General features: G+C 67.1%; 20 protein-coding genes. 11 read left to right on the top strand and 9 right to left on the bottom strand.

The genetic code is table 11. The features are described from left to right. Positions 1 to 83: 83 nt before the first annotated feature. From G3545_RS10665 to G3545_RS10650, 4 genes are all read left to right on the top strand, one after another. Positions 84 to 1,124: a helix-turn-helix domain-containing protein gene (locus G3545_RS10665; RefSeq protein ID WP_170012344.1), complete on the top strand. Its 1,041-nt coding sequence runs from the start codon at positions 84 to 86 to the stop codon at positions 1,122 to 1,124. A gap of 257 nt (positions 1,125 to 1,381) precedes the next feature. Then, entirely contained in the window at positions 1,382 to 2,503 is a 1,122-nt protein-coding gene (locus tag G3545_RS10660; protein WP_170012342.1) for an efflux RND transporter periplasmic adaptor subunit, read from the top strand. After that, a complete protein-coding gene (locus tag G3545_RS10655) occupies positions 2,503 to 5,547 on the top strand; it encodes an efflux RND transporter permease subunit (protein WP_170018016.1) in 3,045 nt (1,014 codons plus the stop codon). The genes G3545_RS10660 and G3545_RS10655 overlap by 1 nt, the downstream gene beginning before the upstream one ends. Before the next feature lie 140 nt (positions 5,548 to 5,687). Then, positions 5,688 to 5,969, top strand: coding sequence for a hypothetical protein (locus G3545_RS10650; RefSeq protein WP_170012340.1), 282 nt, complete (start codon positions 5,688 to 5,690; stop codon positions 5,967 to 5,969). 132 nt (positions 5,970 to 6,101) lie between these two features. Here G3545_RS10650 and G3545_RS10645 read toward each other — a convergent pair whose 3' ends face one another. From G3545_RS10645 to G3545_RS10625, 5 genes are all read right to left on the bottom strand, one after another. Next, positions 6,102 to 7,556, bottom strand: coding sequence for an alpha/beta hydrolase (locus G3545_RS10645; protein ID WP_170012338.1), 1,455 nt, complete (start codon positions 7,554 to 7,556; stop codon positions 6,102 to 6,104). Between the two features lies 1 nt (position 7,557). Further along, on the bottom strand, positions 7,558 to 8,583 hold the full coding sequence (locus G3545_RS10640; protein WP_170012336.1) for an AI-2E family transporter: 1,026 nt from the start codon (positions 8,581 to 8,583) through the stop codon (positions 7,558 to 7,560). A gap of 69 nt (positions 8,584 to 8,652) precedes the next feature. After that, entirely contained in the window at positions 8,653 to 9,321 is a 669-nt protein-coding gene (locus G3545_RS10635; RefSeq protein ID WP_170012334.1) for a MarC family protein, read from the bottom strand. Positions 9,322 to 9,407: 86 nt separating this feature from the next. Continuing rightward, positions 9,408 to 10,766, bottom strand: coding sequence for a DUF3300 domain-containing protein (locus G3545_RS10630; protein ID WP_170012332.1), 1,359 nt, complete (start codon positions 10,764 to 10,766; stop codon positions 9,408 to 9,410). Between the two features lie 218 nt (positions 10,767 to 10,984). Beyond that, the gene (locus G3545_RS10625; RefSeq protein ID WP_170012330.1) at positions 10,985 to 11,992 is read right to left on the bottom strand and encodes a helix-turn-helix transcriptional regulator; all 1,008 of its coding nucleotides are present in this window, start codon (positions 11,990 to 11,992) and stop codon (positions 10,985 to 10,987) included. 272 nt (positions 11,993 to 12,264) lie between these two features. Here G3545_RS10625 and G3545_RS10620 point away from each other — a divergent pair, with 272 nt between their 5' ends. Continuing rightward, a complete protein-coding gene (locus G3545_RS10620; protein ID WP_246702774.1) occupies positions 12,265 to 13,251 on the top strand; it encodes an AraC family transcriptional regulator in 987 nt (328 codons plus the stop codon). Between the two features lie 9 nt (positions 13,252 to 13,260). On the opposite strand, the gene G3545_RS10615 is transcribed toward G3545_RS10620, so the two are convergent. Together G3545_RS10615 and G3545_RS10610 are read right to left on the bottom strand one after the other, a co-directional pair. Beyond that, entirely contained in the window at positions 13,261 to 14,562 is a 1,302-nt protein-coding gene (locus G3545_RS10615) for an MFS transporter (protein ID WP_170012328.1), read from the bottom strand. A 119-nt stretch (positions 14,563 to 14,681) separates the two neighbouring features. Further along, a complete protein-coding gene (locus G3545_RS10610) occupies positions 14,682 to 15,626 on the bottom strand; it encodes an NAD(P)-dependent oxidoreductase (RefSeq protein ID WP_170012326.1) in 945 nt (314 codons plus the stop codon). A gap of 341 nt (positions 15,627 to 15,967) precedes the next feature. Between G3545_RS10610 and G3545_RS10605 the strand changes: the two genes are divergently transcribed. Beyond that, on the top strand, positions 15,968 to 16,681 hold the full coding sequence (locus G3545_RS10605) for a GntR family transcriptional regulator (protein ID WP_170012324.1): 714 nt from the start codon (positions 15,968 to 15,970) through the stop codon (positions 16,679 to 16,681). A gap of 203 nt (positions 16,682 to 16,884) precedes the next feature. Here the strand turns inward: G3545_RS10605 and G3545_RS10600 are convergent, their stop codons facing one another. Then, positions 16,885 to 17,091: a hypothetical protein gene (locus G3545_RS10600; RefSeq protein ID WP_170012322.1), complete on the bottom strand. Its 207-nt coding sequence runs from the start codon at positions 17,089 to 17,091 to the stop codon at positions 16,885 to 16,887. Positions 17,092 to 17,472: 381 nt separating this feature from the next. Here G3545_RS10600 and G3545_RS10595 point away from each other — a divergent pair, with 381 nt between their 5' ends. From G3545_RS10595 to G3545_RS10575, 5 genes are all read left to right on the top strand, one after another. After that, positions 17,473 to 18,438: a tripartite tricarboxylate transporter substrate binding protein gene (locus G3545_RS10595; RefSeq protein WP_170012320.1), complete on the top strand. Its 966-nt coding sequence runs from the start codon at positions 17,473 to 17,475 to the stop codon at positions 18,436 to 18,438. A gap of 133 nt (positions 18,439 to 18,571) precedes the next feature. Then, positions 18,572 to 19,042, top strand: a complete 471-nt coding sequence (locus G3545_RS10590) for a tripartite tricarboxylate transporter TctB family protein (protein WP_170012318.1) — start codon at positions 18,572 to 18,574, stop codon at positions 19,040 to 19,042. Between the two features lie 47 nt (positions 19,043 to 19,089). Then, positions 19,090 to 20,586, top strand: coding sequence for a tripartite tricarboxylate transporter permease (locus tag G3545_RS10585; protein WP_170012316.1), 1,497 nt, complete (start codon positions 19,090 to 19,092; stop codon positions 20,584 to 20,586). Between the two features lie 57 nt (positions 20,587 to 20,643). Then, a complete protein-coding gene (locus G3545_RS10580; RefSeq protein ID WP_170012314.1) occupies positions 20,644 to 21,783 on the top strand; it encodes a mandelate racemase/muconate lactonizing enzyme family protein in 1,140 nt (379 codons plus the stop codon). 137 nt (positions 21,784 to 21,920) lie between these two features. Next, entirely contained in the window at positions 21,921 to 23,102 is a 1,182-nt protein-coding gene (locus tag G3545_RS10575) for a mandelate racemase/muconate lactonizing enzyme family protein (RefSeq protein WP_170012312.1), read from the top strand. Between the two features lie 192 nt (positions 23,103 to 23,294). On the opposite strand, the gene G3545_RS10570 is transcribed toward G3545_RS10575, so the two are convergent. Beyond that, positions 23,295 to 24,941 carry a thiamine pyrophosphate-binding protein gene (locus tag G3545_RS10570; protein WP_170012310.1) on the bottom strand — a complete coding sequence of 549 codons (1,647 nt, stop codon included), beginning with the start codon at positions 24,939 to 24,941 and terminating at the stop codon, positions 23,295 to 23,297. Positions 24,942 to 25,042 lie beyond the last annotated feature (101 nt).

Genomic DNA, 25,042 nt, shown 5'->3' with positions numbered 1-25,042 from the left:
AAGGCGGCGAATAATGCATGCCATGTCCTGTGTAAGTGTGACATGGATTTGCAGTTGATTCGCTGACGGGGCGAGGATTTACCTTGGTCGGCACGTGGACCCACGGGCGGGCGGACAAAAGCGGTCGCGAGCGGCGGCATATACAGCCGTTTCGTTTCAGCACGAAGGAACTCGGTAGCAGCGAGCAGTTCGAAGCCTACCGCGCCTTCTGCCACCCGGTGATCGAATTGTCGCTGCCGGAAGGCGCGCCGGACGGCTTCCCGGCCGAGCAGGAGGTCTGGGACCTCGGCAGCATGGTGCTCACCGAAGCGCGCCTGCCCGGCGACCGCTTCGAGCGCAAATGGCGGCACCTCACCAAGGACCCGCTCGACCACTGGTGCCTGGTGCTGGCGGCGCCGGCCGAACAGCGCATGATCGGCTTCCGCTCGCTGGCCCGCCCGTTCGAGGGCCAGGCCGCGGATTCACGCGTGGTCTCGCTGTTCATACCGCGCGAGATGTTCGGCAGTGAGGCTGCCGCGTTCGACCATGTGCCGGGCGTGCTGCCCGACACCGGGCTCGGCCGGGTGCTCGGCGACTATATGGAAATCCTCGAGCACCATCTGCCGGAGCTGACGCCCGCCGAACTGCCGGGCCTGGTCGTGGCGACCCGCGCTCTGCTCGCTGCCTGCCTGACGCCGACCACGGACAATCTCGCCGCCGCGCAGGATCCCATCGTCCTGACATTGCGCGAGCGGGCGCGCCAGGTTGTGCGCCGGCACCTCGGCGCCCCCGGCCTTGGGCCGGACCTGTTGTGCCGCGAACTCGGCGTCTCGCGCTCGCGGCTCTACCGCATGTTCGAGCCGCTCGGCGGCGTCATGCGCTATATCCAGCGCCAGCGCCTGCTCGCCGCCCATGCGGCGCTGTGCGATGCCGCCGGCGCCCGGCACATCGTGCAGATCGCCGAGGATGTCGGATTCACCGATGCTTCGGGCTTCAGCCGCGCCTTCAAGCTGGAGTTCGGCTACACCCCGCGCGAGGCGCGCGATGCCGCCTTTGCCGGCCTGCCGCGCCCGCCGGCGCCGGGCCGCGTTCCGCCGCAGTCCATCGAAAATCTGGGCGACCTGCTGCGCGGCCTCAGCGCCTGAGCGCGGCGTCGGTGACCCGATAATACGCGGGTATTCGCGGCAATTGGGATGCAGCGCCTAGGTGCGGGATTCTGCGCTGATCGCAGCGCCGGGCCAAGCGGATATATTCGCGCCGTACCCTCCATCGGGGGACGAAGGTGGCTGCGGGCGGCGGGAATAGTCCAGTTGACGTCATCGGGATGTCGGACAAGACTTGCTAAATGTCGGTATCTCGTGGTGGACTATTGGTAATTCTGACGACGTATCGGCGCATCGACATGGCGAATACATCTGATCAACGGTCCTCGTGGCGCCCCTCCACCCGCGCGGCGTGGCCTGTGCTCGCCGTCGGTGCGGCGCTGCTGCTGGGCGCCTGCGGGCGCGACAACGAGGCGGAGACGCCGCCCTTGATCCGCCCGGTGCGCACCGTGACGGTGGAGAAGCAGCAGGGCGGCCAGCGCGTCACCCTCACCGGCGACGTGCAGGCCAAGGATGAGGTCGCGCTCGCCTTCCGCGTCTCCGGCCGCATGATCGAGCGCAGCGCCAATGTCGGCGATACGGTGAAGGCCGGCCAGCTTGTCGCCCGGCTCGATGCGCAGAATGCGCAGAACACGCTGCGTTCGGCGCAGGCCGCGCTCGCCGCCGCCGAGAGCCAGCTGGTCAAGACCACCAACGCCTTCGGCCGCCAGGACCGGCTGCTCGGCAACGGCTTCACCACCCGCGCCAATCATGACGCCGCGCGCAACGCCATGCAGGCGGCGCAGGCCTCGGTGGATGACGCCGGGGCGCAGCTCAAGATCGCCGCCGACAATCTCGACTATACCGAGCTGCGCGCCGACGCCCCGGGCACCGTGACCGCGCGCGGCGCCGAGCCGGGTGAAGTGGTGCAGGCCGGCCAGATGATACTCCAACTCGCCCGCCAGGGCGGGCGCGACGCGGTGTTCGACGTGCCGGCCGCGCTGCTGCGCGCCGCCCCGGCCGATCCGCTCGTCACCGTCACGCTGACCGACGATCCCACGGTGACTACCACCGGCCGCGTGCGCGAGGTGGCGCCGCAGGCCGATCCGGTGACGCGCACCTTCCGGGTCCGCGTCGGCCTCGACAACCCGCCCGCGGCAATGCGGCTCGGCTCCACGGTGAACGGCCAGGTGCAGCTCGACAGTGAGGCGACCATCGAAATCCCGGCATCCGCGCTCACCGCCCTGAACGGCCAGCCGGCGGTGTGGGTGGTGGATCCCGCCGCCCAGACGGTGGCGCTGCGCAGCATCGAGGTGCTGCGCTTCAGCCCGGCCAGCGTCGCGGTGGCAAGCGGACTTGATCCGGGCGAGGTGGTGGTGACCGCGGGCGTGCAGGCGCTGCACCCGGGCCAGAAGGTCCGCCTGCTCGGATCGGGTGCGTGATGCGCTTCAACCTGTCGGAATGGGCGATCAAGGAACGTTCGCTCATCATCTATCTGATGATCATCGCCATCGCGGCGGGGGCGTTCTCCTTCATGCGGCTCGGCCGCAGCGAGGACCCGTCCTTCATCATCAAGACCATGGTGGTGCAGGCGGCATGGCCCGGCGCCGGCGTCGAGGACACCCTCACGCAGGTCACCGAGCGGCTCGAGCGCACGTTGCAGGAGACGCCGAAGCTCGACTTCCTGCGCAGCTACACCCGCGCCGGCATCACCACCATCTTTGTCAACCTGCAGGGCGCCACCACCGCCGCCGAGGTGCCGGACATCTGGTACCACGTCCGCAAGAGCATCGGCGACATGCGCCACACGCTCCCCGCCGGCGTGGTCGGGCCCGGTTTCAATGACGAGTTCGGCGACACCTTCGGCCTGATCTACGGCTTCACCGCCGACGGCTTCAGCCATCGCCAGTTGCGCGACTATGTCGAGGCCGCCCGTTCCAAGCTGCTGCACGTGCCGGACGTCTCGAAGATCGAGATACTGGGTGCGCAGGACGAGCGCATCTTCGTCGAATTCTCGATGCAGGACCTCGCCAATCTCGGCATCGACCGCTCGGCGCTGATCGCCGCCCTGCAGACCCAGAACGTGGTGCAGCCAGCCGGCACCATCCAGACCGGCGACGAGAAGCTGGCGCTCCAGGTCTCCGGCTCCTTCGCCTCGGAAGACGACATACGCAACATCAATTTCGTCGTCGGCGGGCGCATGCTCCGCCTCGCCGACATCGCCACCGTGCGCCGCGGCTTCGCCGATCCGCCGCAGCCGCTGTTCCGCACCAATGGCGAACCGGCCATCGGCCTGGCCATCGCGATGCGCGAGGGCGGCGACATCCTGACCCTTGGCCGCAACATCGACAGGGCGATGGCGCAGATCAAGGCGGAGCTGCCGCTCGGCATCGAGCCGCATCTCGTCGCCGACCAGGCGGTGACGGTGAACAGCGCCATCGGCGAGTTCATGGAATCGCTCTGGCAGGCCATCGCCATCATCCTCGCCGTGAGCTTCATCGCGCTCGGCGTGCGGCCCGGCCTCGTCGTCGCGCTGTCGATCCCGCTGACGCTCGCGATCGTGTTCGCGATGATGCAGCTCGCCGGCATCGACATGCAGCGCATCTCGCTCGGCGCGCTCATCATCGCCTTGGCGCTGATGGTCGACGACGCCATGACCACGACGGACGCCACCATCAACCGCCTCGCGCTCGGCGAGAGCAAGGAGGTGGCGGCGACCTACGCCTTCAAGACCTATGCCTTCGCCATGCTGGCGGGCACGCTGGTCACCATGGCCGGCTTCGTGCCGATCGGCTTCGCCGCCAGCTCGGCCGGCGAATACACTTTCTCGCTGTTCGCGGTGGTGTCGATCGCGCTGATCGTCTCCTGGTTCGTCGCGGTGATCTTCGCCCCGCTGCTCGGCCTTGCCATCCTCAAGCCGCCGAAGGACACCGCGCCGAAGGCGCCGGGCTTCGTCGAGCGTACCTATCGCGGCTTCCTCTCGCTGGCGCTGACGGCGCGCTGGATCACCATTCCGGTCACGCTCGGCCTGTTCGTGCTGTCGATCCTCGCGCTTCCCCTGATCCCCAGGCAATTCTTTCCCTCGTCCGACCGTCCGGAATTGCTGGTCGATCTCAGCCTGCCGCAGAACGCCTCGATCTACGCCACCGAGACTGCCGCCAGACGGCTTGATGCGGTGCTGAAGGACGACCCGGACGTGGCGCGCTGGAGCTCCTATGTCGGGCGCGGCGCCATCCGCTTCTATCTGCCGCTCAACGCCCAGCTGCCGAATGACTTCTTCTCGCAGTCGGTGGTGGTGGCGAAGGACGTCGCCGCCCGCAACCGGCTGCACGCCAAGCTGGAGAAGGTGCTGGCCGAGGAATTCCCGAGCGTGGTCAGCCGGGTCTATCCGCTCGAACTCGGCCCGCCGGTGGGCTGGCCGATCCAGTACCGCGTCAGCGGGCCCGAACTCGCGCAGGTGCGCGACATCGCCTTCAAGCTCGCCGAGGTAATGGCGGCGGACCCCAAGACGGTGAAGGTGAACTATGACTGGATCGAGCCGGCGCGCGAGCTGCGCATCCGGGTCGACCAGGACCAGGCGCGCCTGCTCGGCCTGTCCTCGCAATCCATTGCCGGCGTGCTGAACACCATCATTTCCGGCGCCGCGGTGACGCAGGTGCGCGACGACATCTATCTGGTCGATGTGGTGCTGCGCGCCACCGACGAGCAGCGCGTCTCGCTCGACACGCTGCGCAATGTGCAGGTGCCGGTGGCCGGCGGGCGCACTGTGCCGCTCAGCCAGTTCGCCAGCTTCGAATATGCCCAGACCTATCCGCTGGTCTGGCGCCGCGACCGCGTGCCGACGCTGACCGTGCAGGCCGACGTGGTGCCGGGCGAACTGCCCGAGACCGTGGTGCGGGCGCTGGATCCGGAGATCGCCAAGCTCAACGCCACGCTGCCGGCCGGCTATTCCATCGCTACCGGCGGCACGGTGGAGGAAAGCGCCAAGTCGCAGGCCTCGGTGATCGCCGTGGTGCCCCTGATGCTGCTGATCATGTTCACCGTGCTGATGGCGCAATTGCGCAGCTTCAAGCTCTTGTTCCTGGTGCTCAGCGTCGGTCCGCTCGGGCTGATCGGCGTGGTGATGGCGCTGCTGCTGTCGAACCGCCCGCTCGGCTTCGTCGCCATCCTCGGCATCCTTGCGCTGCTCGGCATGATCATCAAGAACGCGGTGATCCTGATCGGCCAGATCGAGGCCGAACGCGCCGCCGGCAAGAGCGTGCGCGAGGCGGTGATCGATGCCTCCAGCGCCCGCTTCCGGCCGATCATGCTCACCGCGGTCTCCACGGTGCTCGGCATGATCCCGATCGCGCCCACCGTGTTCTGGGGACCGATGGCCTTCGCCATCATGGGCGGCCTGCTGGTGGCGACGCTGCTGACGCTGATCTTCCTGCCGGCGCTCTATGTCGCCACCGCCGGACGCGAGAAACCGGCGGCGACGGTTTAAGTCGTTCGCTGGCTATACTTAGAATTTTAGCTTCTATTTTATCGGGTGTTATGTTTCCTGTGAAAATATGACCACCGAGGGCGCGGACATTCGTCCCTTTGCTTGACGTGCCGGACAAGAGAACAACAGGGAGATTGAATATGCGTAAGATCGTAACCGTCGCCGTACTGGGCCTCGCCCTTGCCGGCTGCACCACCACGCAGCGCTATGCCGGCACCGGCGCGCTCATCGGCGGCGGCACCGGCGCGGTGATCGGCGCTGCGGCAGGCGGCGGCACCGGCGCGGCCTGGGGCGCGGCGATCGGCGCCGGCACCGGTGCGCTGGTCGGCGCAGCCGTGGCACCGCGCGAATGCTGGGCTCGCGACCGCTACGGCAACATCGCCCGCGACCGTTACGGCAACCGCATCCGCGTCCGCTGCTGAGCGGCGCTCTGCTTAAGCATCCTTCGAGGCCCGGCTTTGCCGGGCACCTCAGGATGACGTGGATCTTCTGGAGATGAAGCTACGTCATGCTGAGGTGCCGCCTGCAAGGCGGCCTCGAAGCACGCAGCCCGCCTACTTCCTTGCCGTCCCGATGCCTTCCCCGATCCGATCGATCATGTAGGGGTAGAACGGGTTCGACGACATGCGCACCAGCGCGTCGAGATTGACGATCAGCGCGCCGCGCTCGCCGCGCACCGCCATCGCCCCCAACTGCAGCCCGAAATTCTCCTTCGGATCGGGATCCGAGCCGTAGAGCGCATCGCTCGGCGGGAACGGCAGGGCGACGTGGGACAGCGAATAGACGTCGATCGGGTAGGTCAGGCCGAGCGGGCGCGTGGTCTCCTCGGTGCCGCCGGCGGGAATCGTCCGCTCCACCACCTCGGCATTCCCGGCATCATTGGTGATGATCGCGGTGCGGAAGTTGCGCGGTGTCGCCGGCAGCAGCCGCATCAGCGCCGAATAGGTGGTGGCGCGCAGCAGCGGCCCGAGCTTGGTGTTGCGGTTGATGTCGAACAGCACCAGTTCGCTGCCATTGGCCGGCAGCAGCCCGTAGAAGGCGGTAATGATCGCGCGCGTCGAGACGGTGAAGTCCATCACCGACTGGAAGGTCAGCGCTGGCGGCAGGTCGCCGAGCTTGCCGGCCGCCGCATGGCTGGCGATGGTGGCTTGCAGCGCCTGCGTCAACCGATGCGACTGCACCGCCCCGTTCACCGGGAAGCTGTTATATTTGAACGGATTGAACTCCGGGATCACGCCCAGCCACGCCGCCTTCGCAAATGCGGGCAGGAAGGCCGGCAGCGCGGCGAGGCCGGCAAAGCGGGCGAAGCGGGTGATGCCGATCATCGGCGAGATCAGCACCAGCCGGCTCGGGCGCGCGAGCTTGGCGTCGTCGAGCGCATCGAGCGCATATTTCAACGCCAGCGCGCCGCCATTGGAGAAGCCGACGATCTCCAGCGGCTTGCCCGGCGCACGGGCCGCCGCCTCGCGCACCGCGAGCCGCGTCGCCGCCAGCCAGTCCTCCCACTCCACCTCGGTGAGGCCGGCCGGCACCGTGCCATGGCCGGGCAGGCGGATCGCCACAACGAGATAGCCGGCCTCGGCATAGCGCTGCGCGACATGGCGCAGGCTGTAGGGCGAATCCGTCAGCCCGTGCAGCAGCACCACCGCACCGGCCGGCGCCCCGCCTGGGGCCAGCTCATAGGAGCGGTTCCAGTCATGGGTGAGCGCAGGGGGATAGACGATGCTGCCGGAGAAATAGCGGTTCGAGGGGATGCGCTCATCCTCGGGCAGCTTCTGCACCACCTCGCGGGTGACATCCTGGAACAGCCTGTCCTCGTGGGCGAGATAGCCGCCCCAGTCGGACTTATCCATTTCCGCGACGCTCATCTCCTCCGGCACGAAGGTGTGCCAGGGCTCCAGCGGCGCACCGCGCTGCGAGAACCAGATGCGGGTGCCGAGGAAGGCGACGGCGGCGAGCACCACCACCACGCCGGTCCATTTCGCGATCTTGCGTGTGCGCGCCAGCATGTCAGGCCACCACCTCTTCGCGCCCGGACAACAGCCGCGCGATCCAGCGTGTATTCTCGTTCTCGGCGCAGAAGGTGAGCCCGGCGATCACCAGCGGCACGCCGATGAAGGCGCCGGCAATGCCCCACATGAAGGCCCAGAAGAACACCGACAGCAGCACCAGGAAGGGCGACATGGCGAGCGCCTTGCCGGCGACGCGCGGCTCGATATAGGAGCCGCTGAAGAACTGGATCACGTTCATGGCGAGGAACACCACCACCGCCAGCTGCCATGAGCCGAATTGCGCCAGCGCGAAGAAGGTCGGCAGCAGCGTCGATACCAGCGGCCCGATGAAGGGGATGTAGTTCAGCGCGAAGGCGATGACGCCGAAGGCGAGCGCCAGTTCCAGCCCGAGCGCGGCGCTGAAGGCCCAGATGGCGAGGCCGGTGAGCACGCTCATGATGGTGCGCACCACCATGTATTTGCGGAACTTCACCGCGGTGGCGGCGCTGGCGCGCAGCAATTGGCGCCCGGTCTCGCCGGCCTCGCTTGCCAGCTTGGCCTGCATGATGCCGGTTTCCAGCAGGCCGAGCATGACGAAGATCAGCGTCACCACCGCGAAGCCGATCGTGCCGTTGAGCCGCGCGGCTAGCCCCTGGAAGACGCGGATCAGCCAGCTGACATTGAAGGTCTCGGCCAGCGTGCCGGCGGAATAGAGCCCGTGTCCTTCGAGCCACGCCGCGGCCTCGATATAGAGCGCCTGGAAGCGGCCGGCATTGACGATCAGCCAGTGCCCGGCCTGGCTGAAGCCCCACACGATCATGTAGCCGAGCGCGACGATGACGAGGATGGTGAGGACGAGCGTGATCGCCATCGCCGGCAGCTTGGCCATGCGCGCCTGCAGCCGCGATTGCAGCGGCCAGACCAGGGCGATGACGAACAGCGCGAACGCCACCGGCGCCACCACCGAGCGCGCGAGATAGAGCGCCCCGGCCACGAGGATAGCCGTGCAGATGCCCAGCAGGATGCGGTTGGCGCGCTCGCTCATTGTTTTCCGTTCGTTTCCCTGAATGATAGCCGGCTGGGTTGCCACGACGATACCGCGCCGGCGGCGGCATCACATCTTGTTAAGGCTTTGCAGCGTTTCCACCACGAGGCGGGTGCCGCCATTGATGACCAGCGACACCGCGATGGCAGTGAGCAGGATGCCGGCGACGCGCGAGAGCACCATGCGGGCCTTGTCGGAGACCCAGCGGTTCACCCGGCCGGCGGCATAGACGGTGATGCCGGTGACCGCGGCATAGGCGATGCCGGCGACGGTGAGATCGGCATTCTCGACCACGCCCTCCGCCGAGGCGGCAAAGGCGACGATCAGCCCGAACGAGGTGCCGCCAATCGTGAGCGGGAAGGTGATCGGGGTGAACAGCACCGAGTGCCAGTCTTCCTGCTCGGTGTCGGGCGAGGGCTCGTCGCTCACCGGCGCCGGCGGGTGCGCATTCTCATTGTGCCCCTGCATCATCGGGATGCCGGCATAGAGCAGCGCGATGCCGCCGGTGACCGAGAGCGAGGCGGTGGTGACGCCGAGCAGCCCGAGCAGCGGCTCGCCGATCCACACCGCGAGGAGGATGAAGACCGACACATTGATGAACAGCCCGAAGGCCAGCCGAAGCTGGTCGCGCGGGGGAAAGCGCCCGATGATCGGCAGATAGGCGGAGAGTGCGGCGAGGGGACTGTAGAGCGCGAACAGCGCCATGAACATCAGGAGCGAGCTGTCGGTCGATAGCATGATGCCCTGCCCTCAAAGGAATGCGCACCCGCCGTTGGGCGGGTGCGCCATCCTCTCTTTCGAACCACGTGCGCGGACCGCCGGCTTCAGCGGTTGCGGCGCGGCACGTTCTGCTGCGGCCGCCGGGCATTATTGTTACCCGAGCGGGCGCGCTGTGGCGAACGCTGGACGTTCTGGCGCGGCCTTGCCTGCTGGCGCGAGGGCCGCGCCTGCTGGCGGTTGGCGTTCGGGCGATTGCTCGGCCGGTTCGCGTTAGGCCGGTTGTTGCTCGGGCGGTTTGCGTTCGGCCGGTTATTGTTCGGCCGATTGGCGTTGGGCCGGTTGGTGTTGCCGGGACGCTCCGGCCGAGCATTCGGACGATCCGGCCGCACATTGGGCCGCTCGGGCCGGGTGCCGGGACGGTCCGGGCGCACGCCGGGACGATCCGGACGGCCGGGACGCTCGGGCCTCACGCCGGGACGGTCGGGCCGCAGGCCGGGGCGATCGCCGGGACGGTCGGGGCGCACGCCCGGACGATCGGGACGGCCGGGGCGGTTCGGACGATCCGGGCGGCCGGGACGGTTCGGACGGTCGGGGCGCCACGAGCCCGGCGGGCGGTGCGGCGGCGGGCGGTGCCAGTTCGGCGGGCGGTGCCAGCCGGGACGATAGACCCACACCGTGTTCCAGCTGCGGTTGTTCCAGCCCCAGCGATTATTCCAGGACGAGCCGACCAGGACGCCGGTGGTGAAGGCCAGCGCGCCGACCGCCGCGGTGGTGAACACGGTGGAGGAATCATAGGTCGGCACATAGATGCGCTCGGGATTGGCCGGGGCGATGTAGATCGTCCGCTTGCCGCCCTCTTCGCGTGCGCTCACCACCTGCTGCTCGGTGGTCTTGAGGTTGCCGACCTTCTCGGCCTGCGCACGCAGCAGCTGGATCGCCGTGGCGACGTCGTCGGGCTGCAGATTGAAGGCGGCGCCGAGTGACTCGGTCCAGTCCAGATGACCGGCCAGCATCTGGATCACGTCGGGAAAGCGCGTCAGCGCCTGCACCGAAGTATCCCAGCCCTTGCCGTCCACGCCGCTGAAGTCGCTGTTCTTCACCGCCTCGGCATTGTCGTCGAGCCATTTGGCGGCATCGAGGATCTGGTCGGGCTGCGCCGCGGCCGGGAAGACCAGCGCCAGCAGCGTGTCGGGAAACAGCGCGATCGGGCCGAGCAGATATTCGAGCTCGGAGAGCGTGTAGGTCTCGTCGGTCGCCTGGGCGGCGGCGCTCGCGGCCGCGGCATTGCTCGGCGGCGTCGGCAGTTCGCGTGGCGCGGGCGCCGGCTGCTCGGTCGCCGCCGGCGGGGTCTGCGCCAGCACCGGATAGATCGTCGTCGACCAGCCGAGCACGGCGGTCACGGCGATGCGCGACCAGTTTCCTGCCCAGATGGGGATTCCACTTCTGTTCTTCGCATTGAACATGCACGCCACCTCAAGTCTTGTTGTGCCCTCGGCGCGAAGTATTAGGGGGCGGTTGCCGGCTTGCCAATAGCATCGTGCCGGTTACGCGAGGCGTTACAATTGAAGATGAAGGTTTTCTAAAGTTCCTCTGTAAATAATTGCCGGAGAATCCCAGACATAGGCACAGCGTTCCAACGCTGCCGGCGGGTGTTCCGGATCGTCAAGGCCGCGCGTGTGCATCAGGCACTGAGGTTGCGCAGCAGGCCGGCAAGGCTCTGCATTTCTGGTGGCGCGTGCAATCCTTCTGCGCCATTCGGATAGCCGTTTCCGGTCCGGCCGGCCTCGCGCGCCGCCTTGGGCGAGAAGCCGAATTCGTGCCTGAACGCCCGGCTGAAGGTCGAGGCATCGACGAAACCCCATTGCTCGGCGATCCTCACGATGGAGCGCGTATCGGAAGGGTCCAGCAGCGCGTGGCGCGCCTGGAGCAGCCGCTGGCGCCGGACATAATGGGAGATGCCGCCGATCGGCTCGAACAGCCGGTAGAGGCGCGAGCGCGAGACGCCGAGGTCCTTGCAGATCATCTCCGGGGAGAGTTCCGGCTCCGCCAGCCGGCGGCGTATCAGCCGCCGCCCGCGCTCCAGCAGCGTCAGCTCGATCGGGGCCCGCGCCGCTGCCAGCCGGTCGCGCGACGGGCTGGCGCACGCCGCGATCAGGCATCGGGTGGCTTCGACGACGCTCGCCAGTTCGGACTGCGCGAGGCGCGGCAGCCGCCGGTTCAGGGCGAGCAGATAGTCCGCCAGCAGCGATCCAGAGCCGCGCTCCAGCGGCAGGTCCAGCAGAGCGTCGAGCTCGGCGCCCGGAAACAGGTCGCGCGGCACGAACAAGCTGAGGACGCCGTCATCATCCGCCTGGGCTTCAAGGGGACGCGCCAGCGAGTGGATGGTCGCGCTGGCGGCCGGCTGCCGGTGCAGCGCGCGCCCGACGATGAAGCTGCACGGCAGCACGATGTACCAATGGTCGAGAACGGCCCGGTTCCAGTGCCGCCAGCGTATCGGATTGCCCTTCTGCGGCAGCATCGTGCTGGTGAGCACCAGCTTGTCGAGCGGCCAGATTTTCTGGGAAGCGGCAAAGGATTCATTCGCCCCATCGACCGGGCAGATATCCACGATGGTTTCGTGGGCGGCCCGGAACGCCTCGAATTGATCCTGCGCCGGCAGTCCGGCTGTGGTGAATTCGATCGGGCGCAAGAACGTATCTTGGGCGACGAGAGTATTGCTGAATTCCCGATGAACTATCTGATTCATGGGCGCGATCCGGAGCGGAGACGCTGTTCTCCGCCGGCAAGGCCAGCCATCGACCTTGCCGCGCCGCCAAGCTCCGGCAGAGGGCGCCCCGGGTAAAGCCGGCCGTGAAAGCTGGATATAGTGCGTGAAAAGACGCAATATTCGCGGCGTCACGCCGGCACGCCTGTCGGGACGGGCCGCTGTGGCGGTTTTCAGGGCATGTACGGTGCATATGGGTGACCGCGCGCGTGCAGAAGAAGCTGGAGCTTGATTTCAGGGCCATCGGCTCCGGGCTTCGTTCCGGCGGCCTGATCCGCAGCAGCGAGGTGCTGGGCGCGGTCGACGACATCTTCAAGGCCAGGGAGCACGGCTATCGTCGCATCGACGAATGCACCCTGCTGCATGTGATGAATTTCGAGGCCGCCCAGCCCTACAGCCTCACCATGGCCAGGGCCGACCTCGTCTGCATCCAGATCACCATCAAGGGGGCCTATAATCGCTGGATCGGGGACCGGATGGATCTGGTGAACCCGAACATGGTGCAGATCAGCAATACGCCCCGCTCGGTGAGCGATACCCAGGCCGGCGCGCGGCTGCGCGGCCTGCTCATCGTCTGCGAGCGCCAGCATCTGCTGGATCATTTCAGGCTGAACGCCGACCCTATCCCGCCAGCCTACCGGCCGATCTTCCTGTCGCGGCTCGGCACGCCGGACGCGCTGAAGCTGCCGCTGTCTTCGGCAAGCATCGCGCTGGTGGACCAGATCCTCGCCTGCAAATATCCCGAGCCGCTGCGCGGCATCTTCATTGGCGCCAAGACCATCGAGATCATCTGCGGCATCGTCTCCCAGATCCACGCACTGCCCTCGCGCGGTCTGCCGCGCGTCGTCGGCGCGCGGTCGAGAATCCAGGCGATCGAGCTTGCGGCGGATATCTACCGGCGCGAGATCGGCAATCCGCCGACCATCGAGCAACTGGCGCTCCGGGTCGGCCTGAACCGCAACGAGCTGACCAGCGGCTTTCGCGACGTGTTCGGCCTCACCCCGCACGCCTATGGCCATATGCTGCGGATGGAGGAGGCGCAGAGCCTGCTCCGCGTCGGCCGGATCTCCATCAGCGAGGTCGCGAGGCGCGTCGGCTATGAGGGCTATTCCAGCTTCTCGCGCGCCTTTCACGCCCATTACGGCCATGCGCCGTCGGTGGCGGACCTGCTGCCGGGGGAATAGGCGCCAGCGTCAGGCGAGCGGGCGCCGCGCGGTCTCCGGCATGCGCCGGATGACCATGAGGCTGATGGTTGCCGCCGCGATCACATAGGCGGTCGGGGCCAAAGGGCTGCCCAGCGCATCGGTCAGCCACACCGCAATGAACGGCGCAAATCCGCCGAACACCGCCGCCGCCAGCGCATAGGACACCGACGACCAGCGCGAGCGGCCGCGGGTGGCGAACAGTTCCACCGACACCGCCGGACCCGGCCCGGAATAGAGCGCGATGGCGATGCCGAACAGCGCCTGGATGCCGGCGATCAGCGCGAAGCCCTGATAGGTGGCGACCAGCCAGAAGGCCGGCACCGCCAGCAGGATGACCGCTATGCACGAGCTCTTGAGGAACGGCTTGCGGCCATACCGATCGGAGAGCAGGCCGACAAGCGGCACCAGCAGGATGATGACGAGGGTGGATATGGTGTTCGACCACGCCGCCTGCGCCGAGCTCAGCCCCGCCCGGGTCTGCGTGAACAGCGGCATATAGATCAGGAACACGTAGTAGCAGACCGTCCAGTGCATGGTGAAACCGAAGACGAACAGGCCGGAGCGCAGGGTCGTCCAGGGTGCCGGTTCGCTGGCGGTGTCGCGGATCGGTAGCGCTTCGCGATCCGGCTGTGCCTGGCGATAGATCGGCGTCTCATCGACGCCGGTGCGCAGCCACAGCGCGACGGCGCCGAGCAGGCCGCCGAGCAGGAAGGGGATGCGCCATCCGAAGGCCGACATGTCCTCCGCCGGCAGGGAACTGGTGAGAATGGCGGCGGTGCCGCTGGCGAGGCCGCTGCCGAGCGCGACCGTCACCGAGAGGAAGCTGGTCCAGAATCCGCGCCGTCCCTGCGGCGACCATTCCAGCAGGAAGGAGGCGGCGACGCCCCATTCGCCGCCGGCGGAGAAGCCCTGCACCAGCCGCGCCACCAGCAGCAGCACCGGCGCCATGACGCCGATCGTCTGGTAGGACGGAATGAAGCCGATCATCAGCGTCCCCGCCGCCATCAGCCCGGCAGCCAGCAGCAGCGCGGGCTTGCGCCCCCATTTGTCGCCGAGGCCGCCGAGCACCAGCCCGCCGAACGGGCGCAGCACGAAGCTCACGCCGAACACGGCGAAGGTTGCAAGAAGCGCGGTGTGGGGTGCGTCCTGCGGAAAGAAGGCGCGGGAGATATAGGCGGCGAGGATGCCGTATATGGCGAAGTCATACCATTCCAGCGCGTTGCACAGCATCACCCCGATCAGGGCGCGCAGGCGCTTGCGCGCCGTCGGCTGGATAGGTTGAGGCTTCATCGTGGCGAGGTCTCTGGCGGGCACATGCTCGAACTTCAAATTCGAAGCATTTCACCACCGACCAGCGCCGAATGCACTACCGGAGTAGAGAGGCGGAATTCTCCTTTCGGCGAAGGGCGCTAGGCCAGCCGTCCTTCCAGGAAGGCGCGCAGATTGGCGAGGCAGATCTCGTTCATGCGCCGGCCGACGCAGCGATTGCCGCGGCCGGCGACATGGGGCGAGATGAGCACATTGGGCAGCGCCCAGAGCGGACTTTCCGGCGGCAGCGGCTCGTGCTCGAACACGTCGAGCGCGGCGGCTGCCAGCGCCCCGCTCTCCAATGCCGCCATCATTGCGAGGGTGGCGATGATGCTGCCGCGCGAGACATTGATAAGGCGCGCGCGACGCGGCATCAGCGAGAACGCGCGTCCGTCGATCAGCTTGGTACTGTCCTGCGTCAGCGGCAGCGCGAGGAACAGCAACTCCGCCTGTGGCAGCGCTTCCTCCAGCGGCGCGAACCGCACATGCTCGAAGCCTTTTGGCGCCGGGGCACCGAGATTGCGGCGCACCGCCACCACCGAGCAGCCGAAGGCATCGAGCCGCCGCGCTATGCCTTGCCCGATGGCGCCGAAGCCGACCACGGCGGCGGACGCGCCTTCGAGCGAGGAGAGCTCGTCGGTCAGCCAGGGCTTGATCCATTGCCGGCTGGCCTGCGCCACCACCAGCTCCGGCACCCGGCGCAGCAGCGCCAGCGCCAGCGCCACCGCGTGCTCGGCGACCGCGTCGCCATAGGCCGCCGCGGCATTGGTGACGATCAGGGTCTTGGCCCGTTCCTCGGTGATCCTGGAGAAGTTGTCGACGCCCGAGCCCAGCACCTGCACCCAGCGCAGCCGCGGCGAGCGGTTGATCGCGGCGACCAGGGTCGCATTGGCGAGCGAGGGCTGGCAGAACAATATGTCCGCGTCCGCCAGTTCGTCGGCGCAGGAGACGGCATCCGGCACCTGCACCGGCTCGCTGCCGATCACGCCGCGAACCGCGTCGGTGAGGTCGGCGGCATAGAATTGCGAGAGGATGATCGCTTTCATCAGTAGGCCGCCTTCCCTCGCAACGTCCCCAAGCACCGCGTCATCCTGGGGTGCCCGGCGATAGCCGGGCGTTGAAGGATGTTCAAGCGTGCAGCTTCTACTCCGTCTCCCCACCGGCCGTCATCCCGGACGGCCGCAGGCCGATCGGGGATCGCAGGAAGGTATGGATCGCCACCTTCGCGTCATCCCGGCTCTCCGGCTGCGCCTCCGGCCGGGATGACGGCTGGAAATCGCGGAGCAGGACGCGATCGGCTTCAGCATCCTTCGCTGGTGTCAAAAAATCCGATCAGATATCAAATACAGAGAAATGCAGATCCTTCGCGCAGTGTCCGGGAGAGCCGATGTCCGAAACCCGTGAGCACATCCCCGCCGACCGCCTCGGCAGAAAGGCCGGGGCAGGTGGTGGCGAGGCGGTGCTGCCGCGTCCGAGCAGCCTCGCGGACAATGTCTATGACGTGCTGCTGGGCCAACTGATGTCGCTGCAGATCCAGCCTGGCGAGCGCCTTACCATGGACAATCTCTCGCGCGAACTCGGCGTCTCCCAGACCCCGCTGCGCGAAGCGCTGGGGCGGCTGGAGGCGAACGGCCTCGTGCTCAAGACCCACCTCGTCGGCTACCGCGCCGCGCCGCAATTGTCGCGCGAGCAGTTCGAGGAACTGTTCGAGTTCCGCCTGCTGCTGGAGCCGGCCGCGGCGGCGCGCGCCGCAGAACTGCTGGATGACAAGAAAAGCGAACATCTGCAAGGTATTGTTCGCCCCATGAGTGCGCCTGTGCCGGGCAATCGCTACCGCGATTTCGCCGCCGGCGATGCCGAGTTCCATGACTGCATCGCCGCGATGAGCGGCAGCTCGCTGATCCGCGATTCGCTTACTCGGCTGCATACCCACATTCACATCTTCCGGCTCTACTCGCACGCCAAGGTTACCCAGCAGGCGATCGACGAGCACCGCAAGATCGTCGAGGCAATCTGTGCGCGCGATGCGGCCAAGGCCGCCAAGGCGATGCGCACCCATATCGAAAGGTCGCGCAAGCGGGTGATGTCGGTCTTCTCCTGAATCTGTCCCCAAATGCGGGCCTGCGGCAAAACCGCGGCGAGGGCGGTTGATCTCATCCACGAGAGCGCATGGCAGGATGTCATCCTATACGATCTCGTAAGGGCGTCGTTGACCGCAAGCCTCGAGGCCGCCCTCTCGCGGGTGGCGCCGCGGCGCCCTCTGTCTATTCCGGATCCTTCTACATCAATGGCGCGTGCCACGCCTCACGTGGTGGCGGCACCTTCGACGTCACCAATCCGGCCAATGGCGCGGTCGTCGCAAGCGCCGACCACGAAGGCATGCTCGAATTCCTGGAGACAGAGCGACAGTGGCGCGATGTCGATGGCGCCGGCATCCGCCTCTTCGTTCTGCCGCGCGTGCCGGATGGGGTGGCTGCCAGTGACGCAGCGGCGCGCGGCGCTGTCGAGCATCTCGCCTTCGCGGTGGCGAGTGTCGATGCCGCGATCGGGGCGCTGACCGTGGCCGGCACGCCGGTGATGAAGCGATTTTCGAATCTCGGCCCGGTGTCCGAGCAGCCTCTGTTGAAAGATCGGGCGGCCTGCGGATCGTGCCTCCCTACCACGGTACGACAGCCGCGCGTAGCGCTGCGTAATATGTTATAAATAACGCGCAGGCCCTTGCCGTTGCGGGTGTTTTCGGCTTGTCTGCGGCGCTGCCGATGTCGCGTCCCGTGTCCGGCAGACGCTTGACATCAGATTGCATTCATTATCGAATATCTCGATGGATCGGTTCAATATAAGAACCGCCGATCTGGCATTCGGCCTTCAAAAAGAAGGCGAGGGAGGAACAAGATGAAATCGAATATGCGAGCGGTGCTATCCGTCGTCGCCGGCCTAGCCGGTGCCGCGCCGATCATCTCGGCCCCGGCTTTCGCCGCCGATTACCCCACCCGGCCGATCCAGGTCATCGTCGGCTTCAGCGCCGGCGGCGCGATGGACGCCACCATCCGCACCGTGGCGCCGACGCTGGAGAAGATCCTCGGCCAGCCGGTCGTCGTCATCAACAAGCCGGGCGCCGGCGGCGCCGTCGCCTGGACCGACGTCGCCCGTTCCAAGCCGGACGGCTACACGCTGGGCAGCGTGAACTACCCCGCCATCAGCGGCGTGACCGCCAGCGGCGGCCTGCCCTTCGATCCGCTCACCTCCTTCACCTTCCTCGGCAATGTGATGGTCGATCCCGGCATCATCGTCGTGCCGGCGAAGAGCCCCTACAAGGACATGAAGGAAGTCGTCGCCTATCTGAAGGACCATCCCGGCGGCCTGTCCTATGGCGCCACCGGCTCCACCAGCCTCGACGGCCTGACCGCGCTCGCCGTCGCCTCCAAGGCCAACGCCAAGTTCCGCGTCGTCAATTTCGCAGGCACTCCGGAGGCCGTCACCGCGGCGCTGGGCGGCCACATCGACGCCCTCGGGCTCGCCACCAGCGAGGTGCTGCCCTTCCTGAAGGATGGCAGCGTCCGCGTGCTGGGCGTCGGCGGCACCGAGCGCAGCCCGCTGCTGCCCGACGTGCCCACCTTTGCCGAACAGGGCTTCCCGCTGCCGATCAACGCCTCGAGCCGCGGCCTCATCGCTCCGGCCGGCACCGATCCCGCGATCATCAAGAAGCTGCAGGACGCGGTGAAGCAGGCGACGCAAATGCCCGAATATGTCGAGCGCGCCAAGCAGGTCTCGCAGAACGTCACCTACAGCACGCCGGAAGACGTCAAGTCGACCGTCGCCACCCAGATCGACTTCCTGAAGACCAGCCTGGCGAAGTGAGTTCCCAGCCGCCGGCGGTCCCGGTCCGGGACGCCGGCGGTTCTGCATCCAGCCTCGCTACCTGATCTTTGCCTCACGATCTGAACGTCGCAATGCGGAGCGAAAACGCGCTCCGCAACAGAGGAATGGCGCCATGACGACGCGCAAAGCCTTTCCATTCTCCATGGAGACCACCGTCTCCCTGCTGCTCGTGCTGTTCGCGGTGGCCGAGCTCTATGCGGCGTTCCATCTGCCGATGGCCGAGGACTACACCCTGGGGCCGGGCGCGTTGCCGAGCATCTACGGCGTCGGTCTGCTCGGCTTCAGCCTCGCTTTGCTGTTCGAATCGGTGCGCAAGGCACCGGCCGGCGCGGACGATGAGGAGGCCACGAACCTGCGCGGTGGCCTCACCTGCATCGCGCTGCTCGCTCTGCTCATCGGGGCGATCTACATCGTCGGCTTCCTGATTGCGCTGATCGCGTTCTGCTTCCTGTTCTGCCTGCTGATCTCGAAGCTCGACCTCGTGCGCAGCGCGATCTTCGCGGTGATCTGGGCGGGCGCGGTCTATTTCGCGTTCGACTATCTGCTGGAGATCCCGCTCGAAACCGGCCTGCTGTTCTCCTGACGCCTTCGCCCGCGCTCCGACGACTTCAAGTACCAAGGTAATCGACCATGTTCGCGCCGCTCGCCGAAGGTTTCGCCAGGATTATGGATCCCTGGCTACTGTTGATGTGCTTTGCCGGAACGTTTGCCGGCACGCTGGTCGGCGTGCTGCCCGGCCTCGGCCCGAGCGCGGCGATCGCGGTGCTGCTGCCGCTGACCTTCGGCATCGATCCGCTGACCGGCCTCGTCGCCATGGCCGGCATCTATTACGGCGCCATGTATGGCGGCACCATCACCTCGGTGCTGCTCAACGTGCCGGGCGAGAGCGCCTCGGTGGTCACCACCTATGACGGCCACCCGCTGGCCAAGCAGGGCAAGGGCGGCGTCGCGCTCGGCCTCGCCGCCATCGGCTCCTTCCTCGCCGGCACCATCGGCCTGATCCTGCTTTCCATTATCGCCGTGCCGCTCGCCAGCGTCGCGCTGGTGTTCGGGCCGCCGGAATACTTCGCCATCATGGTGCTGGCCTTCGTGATGGTGTCGTCGCTGGCCCGTGGCAACATGGTGAAGTCCTTCGTCTCGCTGATGCTCGGCCTGCTGCTGGCCACCATCGGCCAGGACGTGGTGTCCGGCCAGGCCCGCCTCACCTGGGGCACCATGGAACTGATCGACGGCATCGGCTTCATCCCCGCCGTGGTCGGCCTGTTCGGCCTCGCCGAGATCCTGTTCGACATCTTCCACCCGCCGCAGCAGGTCGAGATCAACAAAATCCGCCTGAGGATCCGGGACATCATGCCGTCTTGGGCGGATCTCAAGCAGACCTGGGGCTCGATGCTGCGCGGCGGCTTCGTCGGCTTCTTCCTCGGCATCCTGCCGGGCGCCGGCGCCACCATCGCCTCCTTCGTCTCCTACGGCCTCGAAAAGCAGCTCTCCAAGACCCCGGAGAAGTTCGGCACCGGCATGCTGGAAGGCGTCGCCGGCCCGGAATCCGCCAACAACTCGGCAAGCTCGGGCGCCTTCGTGCCGCTCCTCGCGCTGGGCATTCCCGGCACCGCCACCACCTCGGTGCTGATCGGCGCCTTCATCATCCTCGGCATCCAGCCCGGCCCGCGTTTGTTCACCGAGCACGCCGACGTCGCCTGGGGCCTGATCGCCAGCATGTATGTCGGCAACGTCATGCTGCTCGCGCAGAACATCCTGCTGGTGCCGTTCTTCATCTGGCTGTTCGTGATCTCGCAGCGCACGCTGCCGATCATCGTGATGTCGCTGTGCGTCGTCGGCGTCTACAGCGTCGACAATTCGATGTGGGACGTCTGGCTGATGCTGATGTTCACCGTCATCGGCTACGGCTTCAAGGCTTCCGGCATTCCCGCCGCGCCTTTGGTTATGGCGCTGGTGCTCGGCGCCGATGCCGAGAACGCGCTGCGCCAGTCGCTGGTGATCTCGATGGGCTCGCCCTTCGTCTTCCTGGAGCGGCCGATCTGCGTCGTGCTGCTCGTCGTCGCCGCGCTGTGCCTGTTCTACCCGATGATCCGCTCGCGCTTCAAAAGCGTGGTCGAGACCGAATGATGCTGCCGGGGCCGCGCGCCCCGACCCATTTTGCCACCTAATGTCCGGAGCCACGCCATGCGCATTGTTGATGTGATTGCCTATCCGATCTCCGTCCCGATTCCGGCGGACCGCCAGAACACGCTCGGCCTCGGCAAGCTGACCAAGCGCGATGCCATCATCGTCAAGGTCATCAGCGACGAGGGCGTCATCGGCTGGGGCGAGGCGCACCATGCCCGTAATCCGGGCACCGTGGCCCATCTCATCAACACCACCATGCGCGACCTCGTGCTCGGCATGGACCCGACGCAGACCACGGTGATCTGGACCAGGATGTACCGCGCCCAGGTCGGCAGCCACGGCATGGGCGCCGGCTCGGTGATCGCCATGAGCGGCATCGACATGGCGCTGTGGGACCTGAAGGGCAAGCTCGCCAACATGCCGCTCTACAAGCTGCTCGGCGGCGCCTCGAAGCCGATCCCGGCCTATGCCGGCGGCGGCGGCGCGCTCGGCTTCCGCACTCCGGAAGAGACCGCCGACGAGGTCGGCACCTTCGTCGACAAGGGCTTCAAGGCAGTGAAGCTCCGCCTCGGCCAGACCAACAAGCAGGACATCGCCCGCATCAGCGCGGTGCGCGACCGCTTCCCCGACCTCGCCATCCTCACCGACGCCAACACCGCCTACACCCTCGACGATTGCCGCAGGGTGATGCCGGCGATGCAGGAGCTCGACGTGTACTGGCTGGAGGAGCCGTTCCCGGCCACCAACACCAAGGCCTATGAGGTCGCCGCCACCTTCTCCTCGACGCCGCTGGCGCTCGGCGAGAATTCCTACACCCGCTACGAGTTCATCCCGCACCTCGAATCCGGCAATATCCGCATCTTCCAGCCGGATGTCGGCAAGTGCGGCGGCGTCACCGAGATCATGCGCATCGCCGCCACCGCCTCGACCTACAACATCGCCGTGCACCCGCATGGCGGCGTCACCGGGCTCGATCTCGCGGCCGGCATCCATGTGCTCGCGGCGATCGAGAATGGCGGCTATTTCGAATCCAGCGAAGGCTGCAACCCGCTGCGCGAGGGCCCGTTCAAGAACAAGCCCTACGAGGTCAATGCGAACGGCAATGTGTACCCGCTCGAAGGCCCCGGCCTCGGCATCGAGGTCGACGAGGACTTCATCAAGGCGCACCCGGTCATCGAAGGCCCGGGCTTCGTGTGATTGAGCCTTACTTGGTCATCGGATCGACCGTCATCCCCGGCCTTGTGCCGGGGATCTCGATTCCTGACAGTGCATCAGAGGCCGAGATGGCCGGGACAAGCCCGGCCATGACGGCCGATATGGGGTGAAGCCCTGAGATGAAGATCACCCACTGGGACATTCTCCACGGGGATTTCGGCTGGCGCTCGATCTCCTTCCTGAAGCTCGGCACCGCCGACGGCATTGTCGGCTGGGCCGAGTACACCGACGGGCAGGGCTCCTCGAACACCGGCATCTCGTCGATCGTCGGGGCGCTAGCCGGCCGGGTGATCGGCGAGGACCCGCGCCGCATCGAGGCGATCATTGCCAAGCTCGGCAGCCTGACCGCGCAAGTGCCGGGCGGGCTGAACCAGCAGGCCATCGCCGCAATCGTCAATGCGCTCATCGACATCAAGGCCAAGGCGCTCGGCCTGCCGGTGCGCGATCTGCTCGGTGGCTCATTGCGCGAGCGCGTGCCGCTCTACTGGTCGCACTGCGCCAGCTATCGCGCGCGCTACCCAAAAGACCTCGGCACCGCGCCGCTCAAGACCTATGACGATCTCTTCCGCATCGGCGAGGAGGTGCGGAACAAGGGCTTCCGCGCGCTGAAAACCAATGTGCTGCTGCCGGGCGAGGAGCGCATCGACGCCTATCGCCCCGGTCGCGGTGTCGGCGCCGGCTATCCCGCGCTCAATCCCAGCCGCGCCATCGAAGAGGCGGTGCTGCGCCAGATCGCGGCGCTGCGCCAGGGCGCCGGCGAGGACGTCGAGATCTATCTCGACCTCAATCTCAATTTTCGCCCCGAAGGCTATCTGCGCCTTGCCCGCGCGCTGGAAGGCGCCGGCCTCGCCTGGCTGGAACTGGACATCGCCGATCCGGCGACGCTGGCCATGATCCGGCAAAGCTGTGGCACGCCCATAGCATCGCTTGAGAATGGCTATGGCCGGCGCGGCTACCGGCCATTCTTCGAGGCGCTCAGCGTCGACATCGCCATCATCGACGTGATCTGGAACGGCTATGTCGAGGCGCTGAAGGTGGCGGCGCTAGCCGATGGCCACGACGTGAACGTCGCCCCGCACAATTATTTCGGCCACCTCGCCGATTTCATCAGCGCGCAATTCTCCGCCGCTGTGCCCAACCTGCGGGTGATGGAGATGGATGTCGACGGCGTGCCGTGGCGCGGCGAGTTCTACACCCATCTGCCGGAGATCGAGGACGGCGCCATGGTGCTGCCCGACCGTCCGGGCTGGGGCACCGAAATCGTCGAGGCCGCCGTGCGCGCCCGCCCGCCGAAGGGGTAACGGAACAGAGTGCCTTACTTTCCCTCTCCCCGTTGGGGAGAGGTGGCCCGCGAAGCGGGTCGGTGAGGGGCGACACGGCTGGGAAGCGAAGAAGACCCCTCACCCCAACCCTCTCCCCAATGAGGAGAGGGAGCAGAGAGACCAGCTTGCCGCGCGTTGGGTATGCGGCAGGGCGAGAAGGCGGCCCGGTTCTCAGCCCCCCGCGGCCGCCTTCTTCATTTTCTCGCTCAGCGCCAGCGAGAGCGGCGAGGCCTCAAAGGGCCCGGTGACCACCTCGACATAGGCGCCGCTCTCCGCGGTGGCGGCGGCCTGCAAGGCGGCATCGAGCTCGCCGCAGGTGGTGACGCGGGCGGTGAACCAGCCCTCGCAGCCGAACGCCGCCGGCAGGTCGGCATAGCGCCATGGCGCGATGTCGTTATAGGCGATATCAGGATCCTTGCAGAGCAGGCGCTCGATCAGATAGCCGCCATTGTTCAGCACGAACACCACCGGCTTCAGCCCGAGCCAGCCAAACTGGCCAATCTCCTGCACGGTCAATTGGTGCGAGCCCTCGCCGGTGATCAGAACGGTGCGGCGGCTGCGATCGGCGATGGCGGTGCCGAGCGCCGCCGGCGTTGCCCAGCCGATCGCGCCCCAGAGCGTCTGGTTGTAGAAATTGGCGCCGGAGGGCATGCGCGCGAAGCCGAGGCCCATGGAGACGGTGCCGGTTTCGGCGACCACGGTGTCGCCCGGCGCAAGGAAATTTGCCCAGCGCGGATAGAGCGCCGCCGCGGTGATCGGATCGTCACCGGCGCCGACCACCGGGCCGAGCGAATTCACCGCAAGCCGCCGCCAGCTGCGCCGTGGCAGGGCCTTGGCGAGGCTGCCGAGGATGTCGCCGATCTCGACGCTCGGATAGGAGCGGCCATCGACGCTGACCTGATGGTGCTCGATGGCGATGGTGCGCGCCGGGTCGAGCCGCGCAGTGAAGGAGCCGGTGTTGAAGTCGGTCATCAGCGTGCCGACCGTGATGATGCGCTCGCTCTCCTCGACGAAGGCCCGCACCTCCTCGTTCATCAGCGCGCCGTCATACATGCCGGCATAAGCGTCCTGCTGCTCGTCGAGCACGGTCTTGTCGTGAAACATGGTGGCGAAGGGCAGGCCGGAAGCGTCGACCAGTGCCTGCAGCCGGTCATTCAGCCCCTCGCGGGCAACCAGCAGGCCCGGCAGCATGCAGGCGGTCTCAGCCTTCTCCAGCGCGGCGGCGATGGCCGCGGTCGCCGCCTCCAGCATGGCGGGATCGCTCCGCGGCGGCGGCACCGGCTGGGCGGTGCTCACCACCGGCTGGTTCGCGAGATCGGCCGGGAAAGCCATATAGACCGGCCGACGATGATAGAACGCCTCGGCGATCAGCCGCTCGGTCTCGTAGGCGACGTTCTGCGGCGTCATCACCGCATGGCCGACCACCACCGGCTCCGCCATGCGGCGGAACAGATCATATTCGCCGGTGCCGAGCGTGTGGTGCACCAGCGCCCGCGAGCGCTGCACCGCCATGCGCGGCGTGCCGACCAGATGGAAGATCGGCAGATATTCGGCGTAGGCGCCGGCAACGCCGGCAAGTGCGCTCAACTCGCCGACGCCATAGGTGGTGCACAGCGCGCCGACCCCCTTGATGCGGGCATAGCCGTCGGCGGCATAGGCGGCGTTGAGCTCATTGGAGCAGCCGATCCAGTTCATGTCCGGATGGTTGCTGATGGCATCGTTCACCGGAAAGGCGAAGTCGCCGGGCACCCCGAACACATCGGTGATGCCGATATCGCGCAGGCGGGCGAGGACGTGCTGGATGACGGTGAGGGCCATGGTGGTCTCCCGACTTAGGACAGCGTCACTTACCTTCTCACCGATATCCGGCCGGGGCAAGGTCGCCGAAAGGCGGGGAGTGCCTCTGCTTCAACATCCTT

It is taken from the genome of Starkeya sp. ORNL1 (genome assembly GCF_012971745.1).
In the GTDB taxonomy this organism is placed as follows: Bacteria; Pseudomonadota; Alphaproteobacteria; order Rhizobiales; family Xanthobacteraceae; genus Ancylobacter.
This window is presented reverse-complemented; position numbering and strand designations above follow the sequence as displayed.

Coding starts and splice junctions, on each gene's coding strand:
- G3545_RS10585 (WP_170012316.1), top strand. CDS start 19,090: ATGTTCGCGCCGCTCGCCGAAGGTTTCGCCAGGATTATGGATCCCTGG.
- G3545_RS10655 (WP_170018016.1), top strand. CDS start 2,503: ATGCGCTTCAACCTGTCGGAATGGGCGATCAAGGAACGTTCGCTCATC.
- G3545_RS10640 (WP_170012336.1), bottom strand. CDS start 8,583: ATGAGCGAGCGCGCCAACCGCATCCTGCTGGGCATCTGCACGGCTATC.
- G3545_RS10650 (WP_170012340.1), top strand. CDS start 5,688: ATGCGTAAGATCGTAACCGTCGCCGTACTGGGCCTCGCCCTTGCCGGC.
- G3545_RS10600 (WP_170012322.1), bottom strand. CDS start 17,091: ATGCTCGACAGCGCCGCGCGCCGCTGCGTCACTGGCAGCCACCCCATC.
- G3545_RS10660 (WP_170012342.1), top strand. CDS start 1,382: ATGGCGAATACATCTGATCAACGGTCCTCGTGGCGCCCCTCCACCCGC.
- G3545_RS10635 (WP_170012334.1), bottom strand. CDS start 9,321: ATGCTATCGACCGACAGCTCGCTCCTGATGTTCATGGCGCTGTTCGCG.
- G3545_RS10645 (WP_170012338.1), bottom strand. CDS start 7,556: ATGCTGGCGCGCACACGCAAGATCGCGAAATGGACCGGCGTGGTGGTG.
- G3545_RS10610 (WP_170012326.1), bottom strand. CDS start 15,626: ATGAAAGCGATCATCCTCTCGCAATTCTATGCCGCCGACCTCACCGAC.
- G3545_RS10570 (WP_170012310.1), bottom strand. CDS start 24,941: ATGGCCCTCACCGTCATCCAGCACGTCCTCGCCCGCCTGCGCGATATC.
- G3545_RS10630 (WP_170012332.1), bottom strand. CDS start 10,766: ATGTTCAATGCGAAGAACAGAAGTGGAATCCCCATCTGGGCAGGAAAC.
- G3545_RS10605 (WP_170012324.1), top strand. CDS start 15,968: ATGTCCGAAACCCGTGAGCACATCCCCGCCGACCGCCTCGGCAGAAAG.
- G3545_RS10580 (WP_170012314.1), top strand. CDS start 20,644: ATGCGCATTGTTGATGTGATTGCCTATCCGATCTCCGTCCCGATTCCG.
- G3545_RS10595 (WP_170012320.1), top strand. CDS start 17,473: ATGAAATCGAATATGCGAGCGGTGCTATCCGTCGTCGCCGGCCTAGCC.
- G3545_RS10575 (WP_170012312.1), top strand. CDS start 21,921: ATGAAGATCACCCACTGGGACATTCTCCACGGGGATTTCGGCTGGCGC.
- G3545_RS10615 (WP_170012328.1), bottom strand. CDS start 14,562: ATGAAGCCTCAACCTATCCAGCCGACGGCGCGCAAGCGCCTGCGCGCC.
- G3545_RS10590 (WP_170012318.1), top strand. CDS start 18,572: ATGACGACGCGCAAAGCCTTTCCATTCTCCATGGAGACCACCGTCTCC.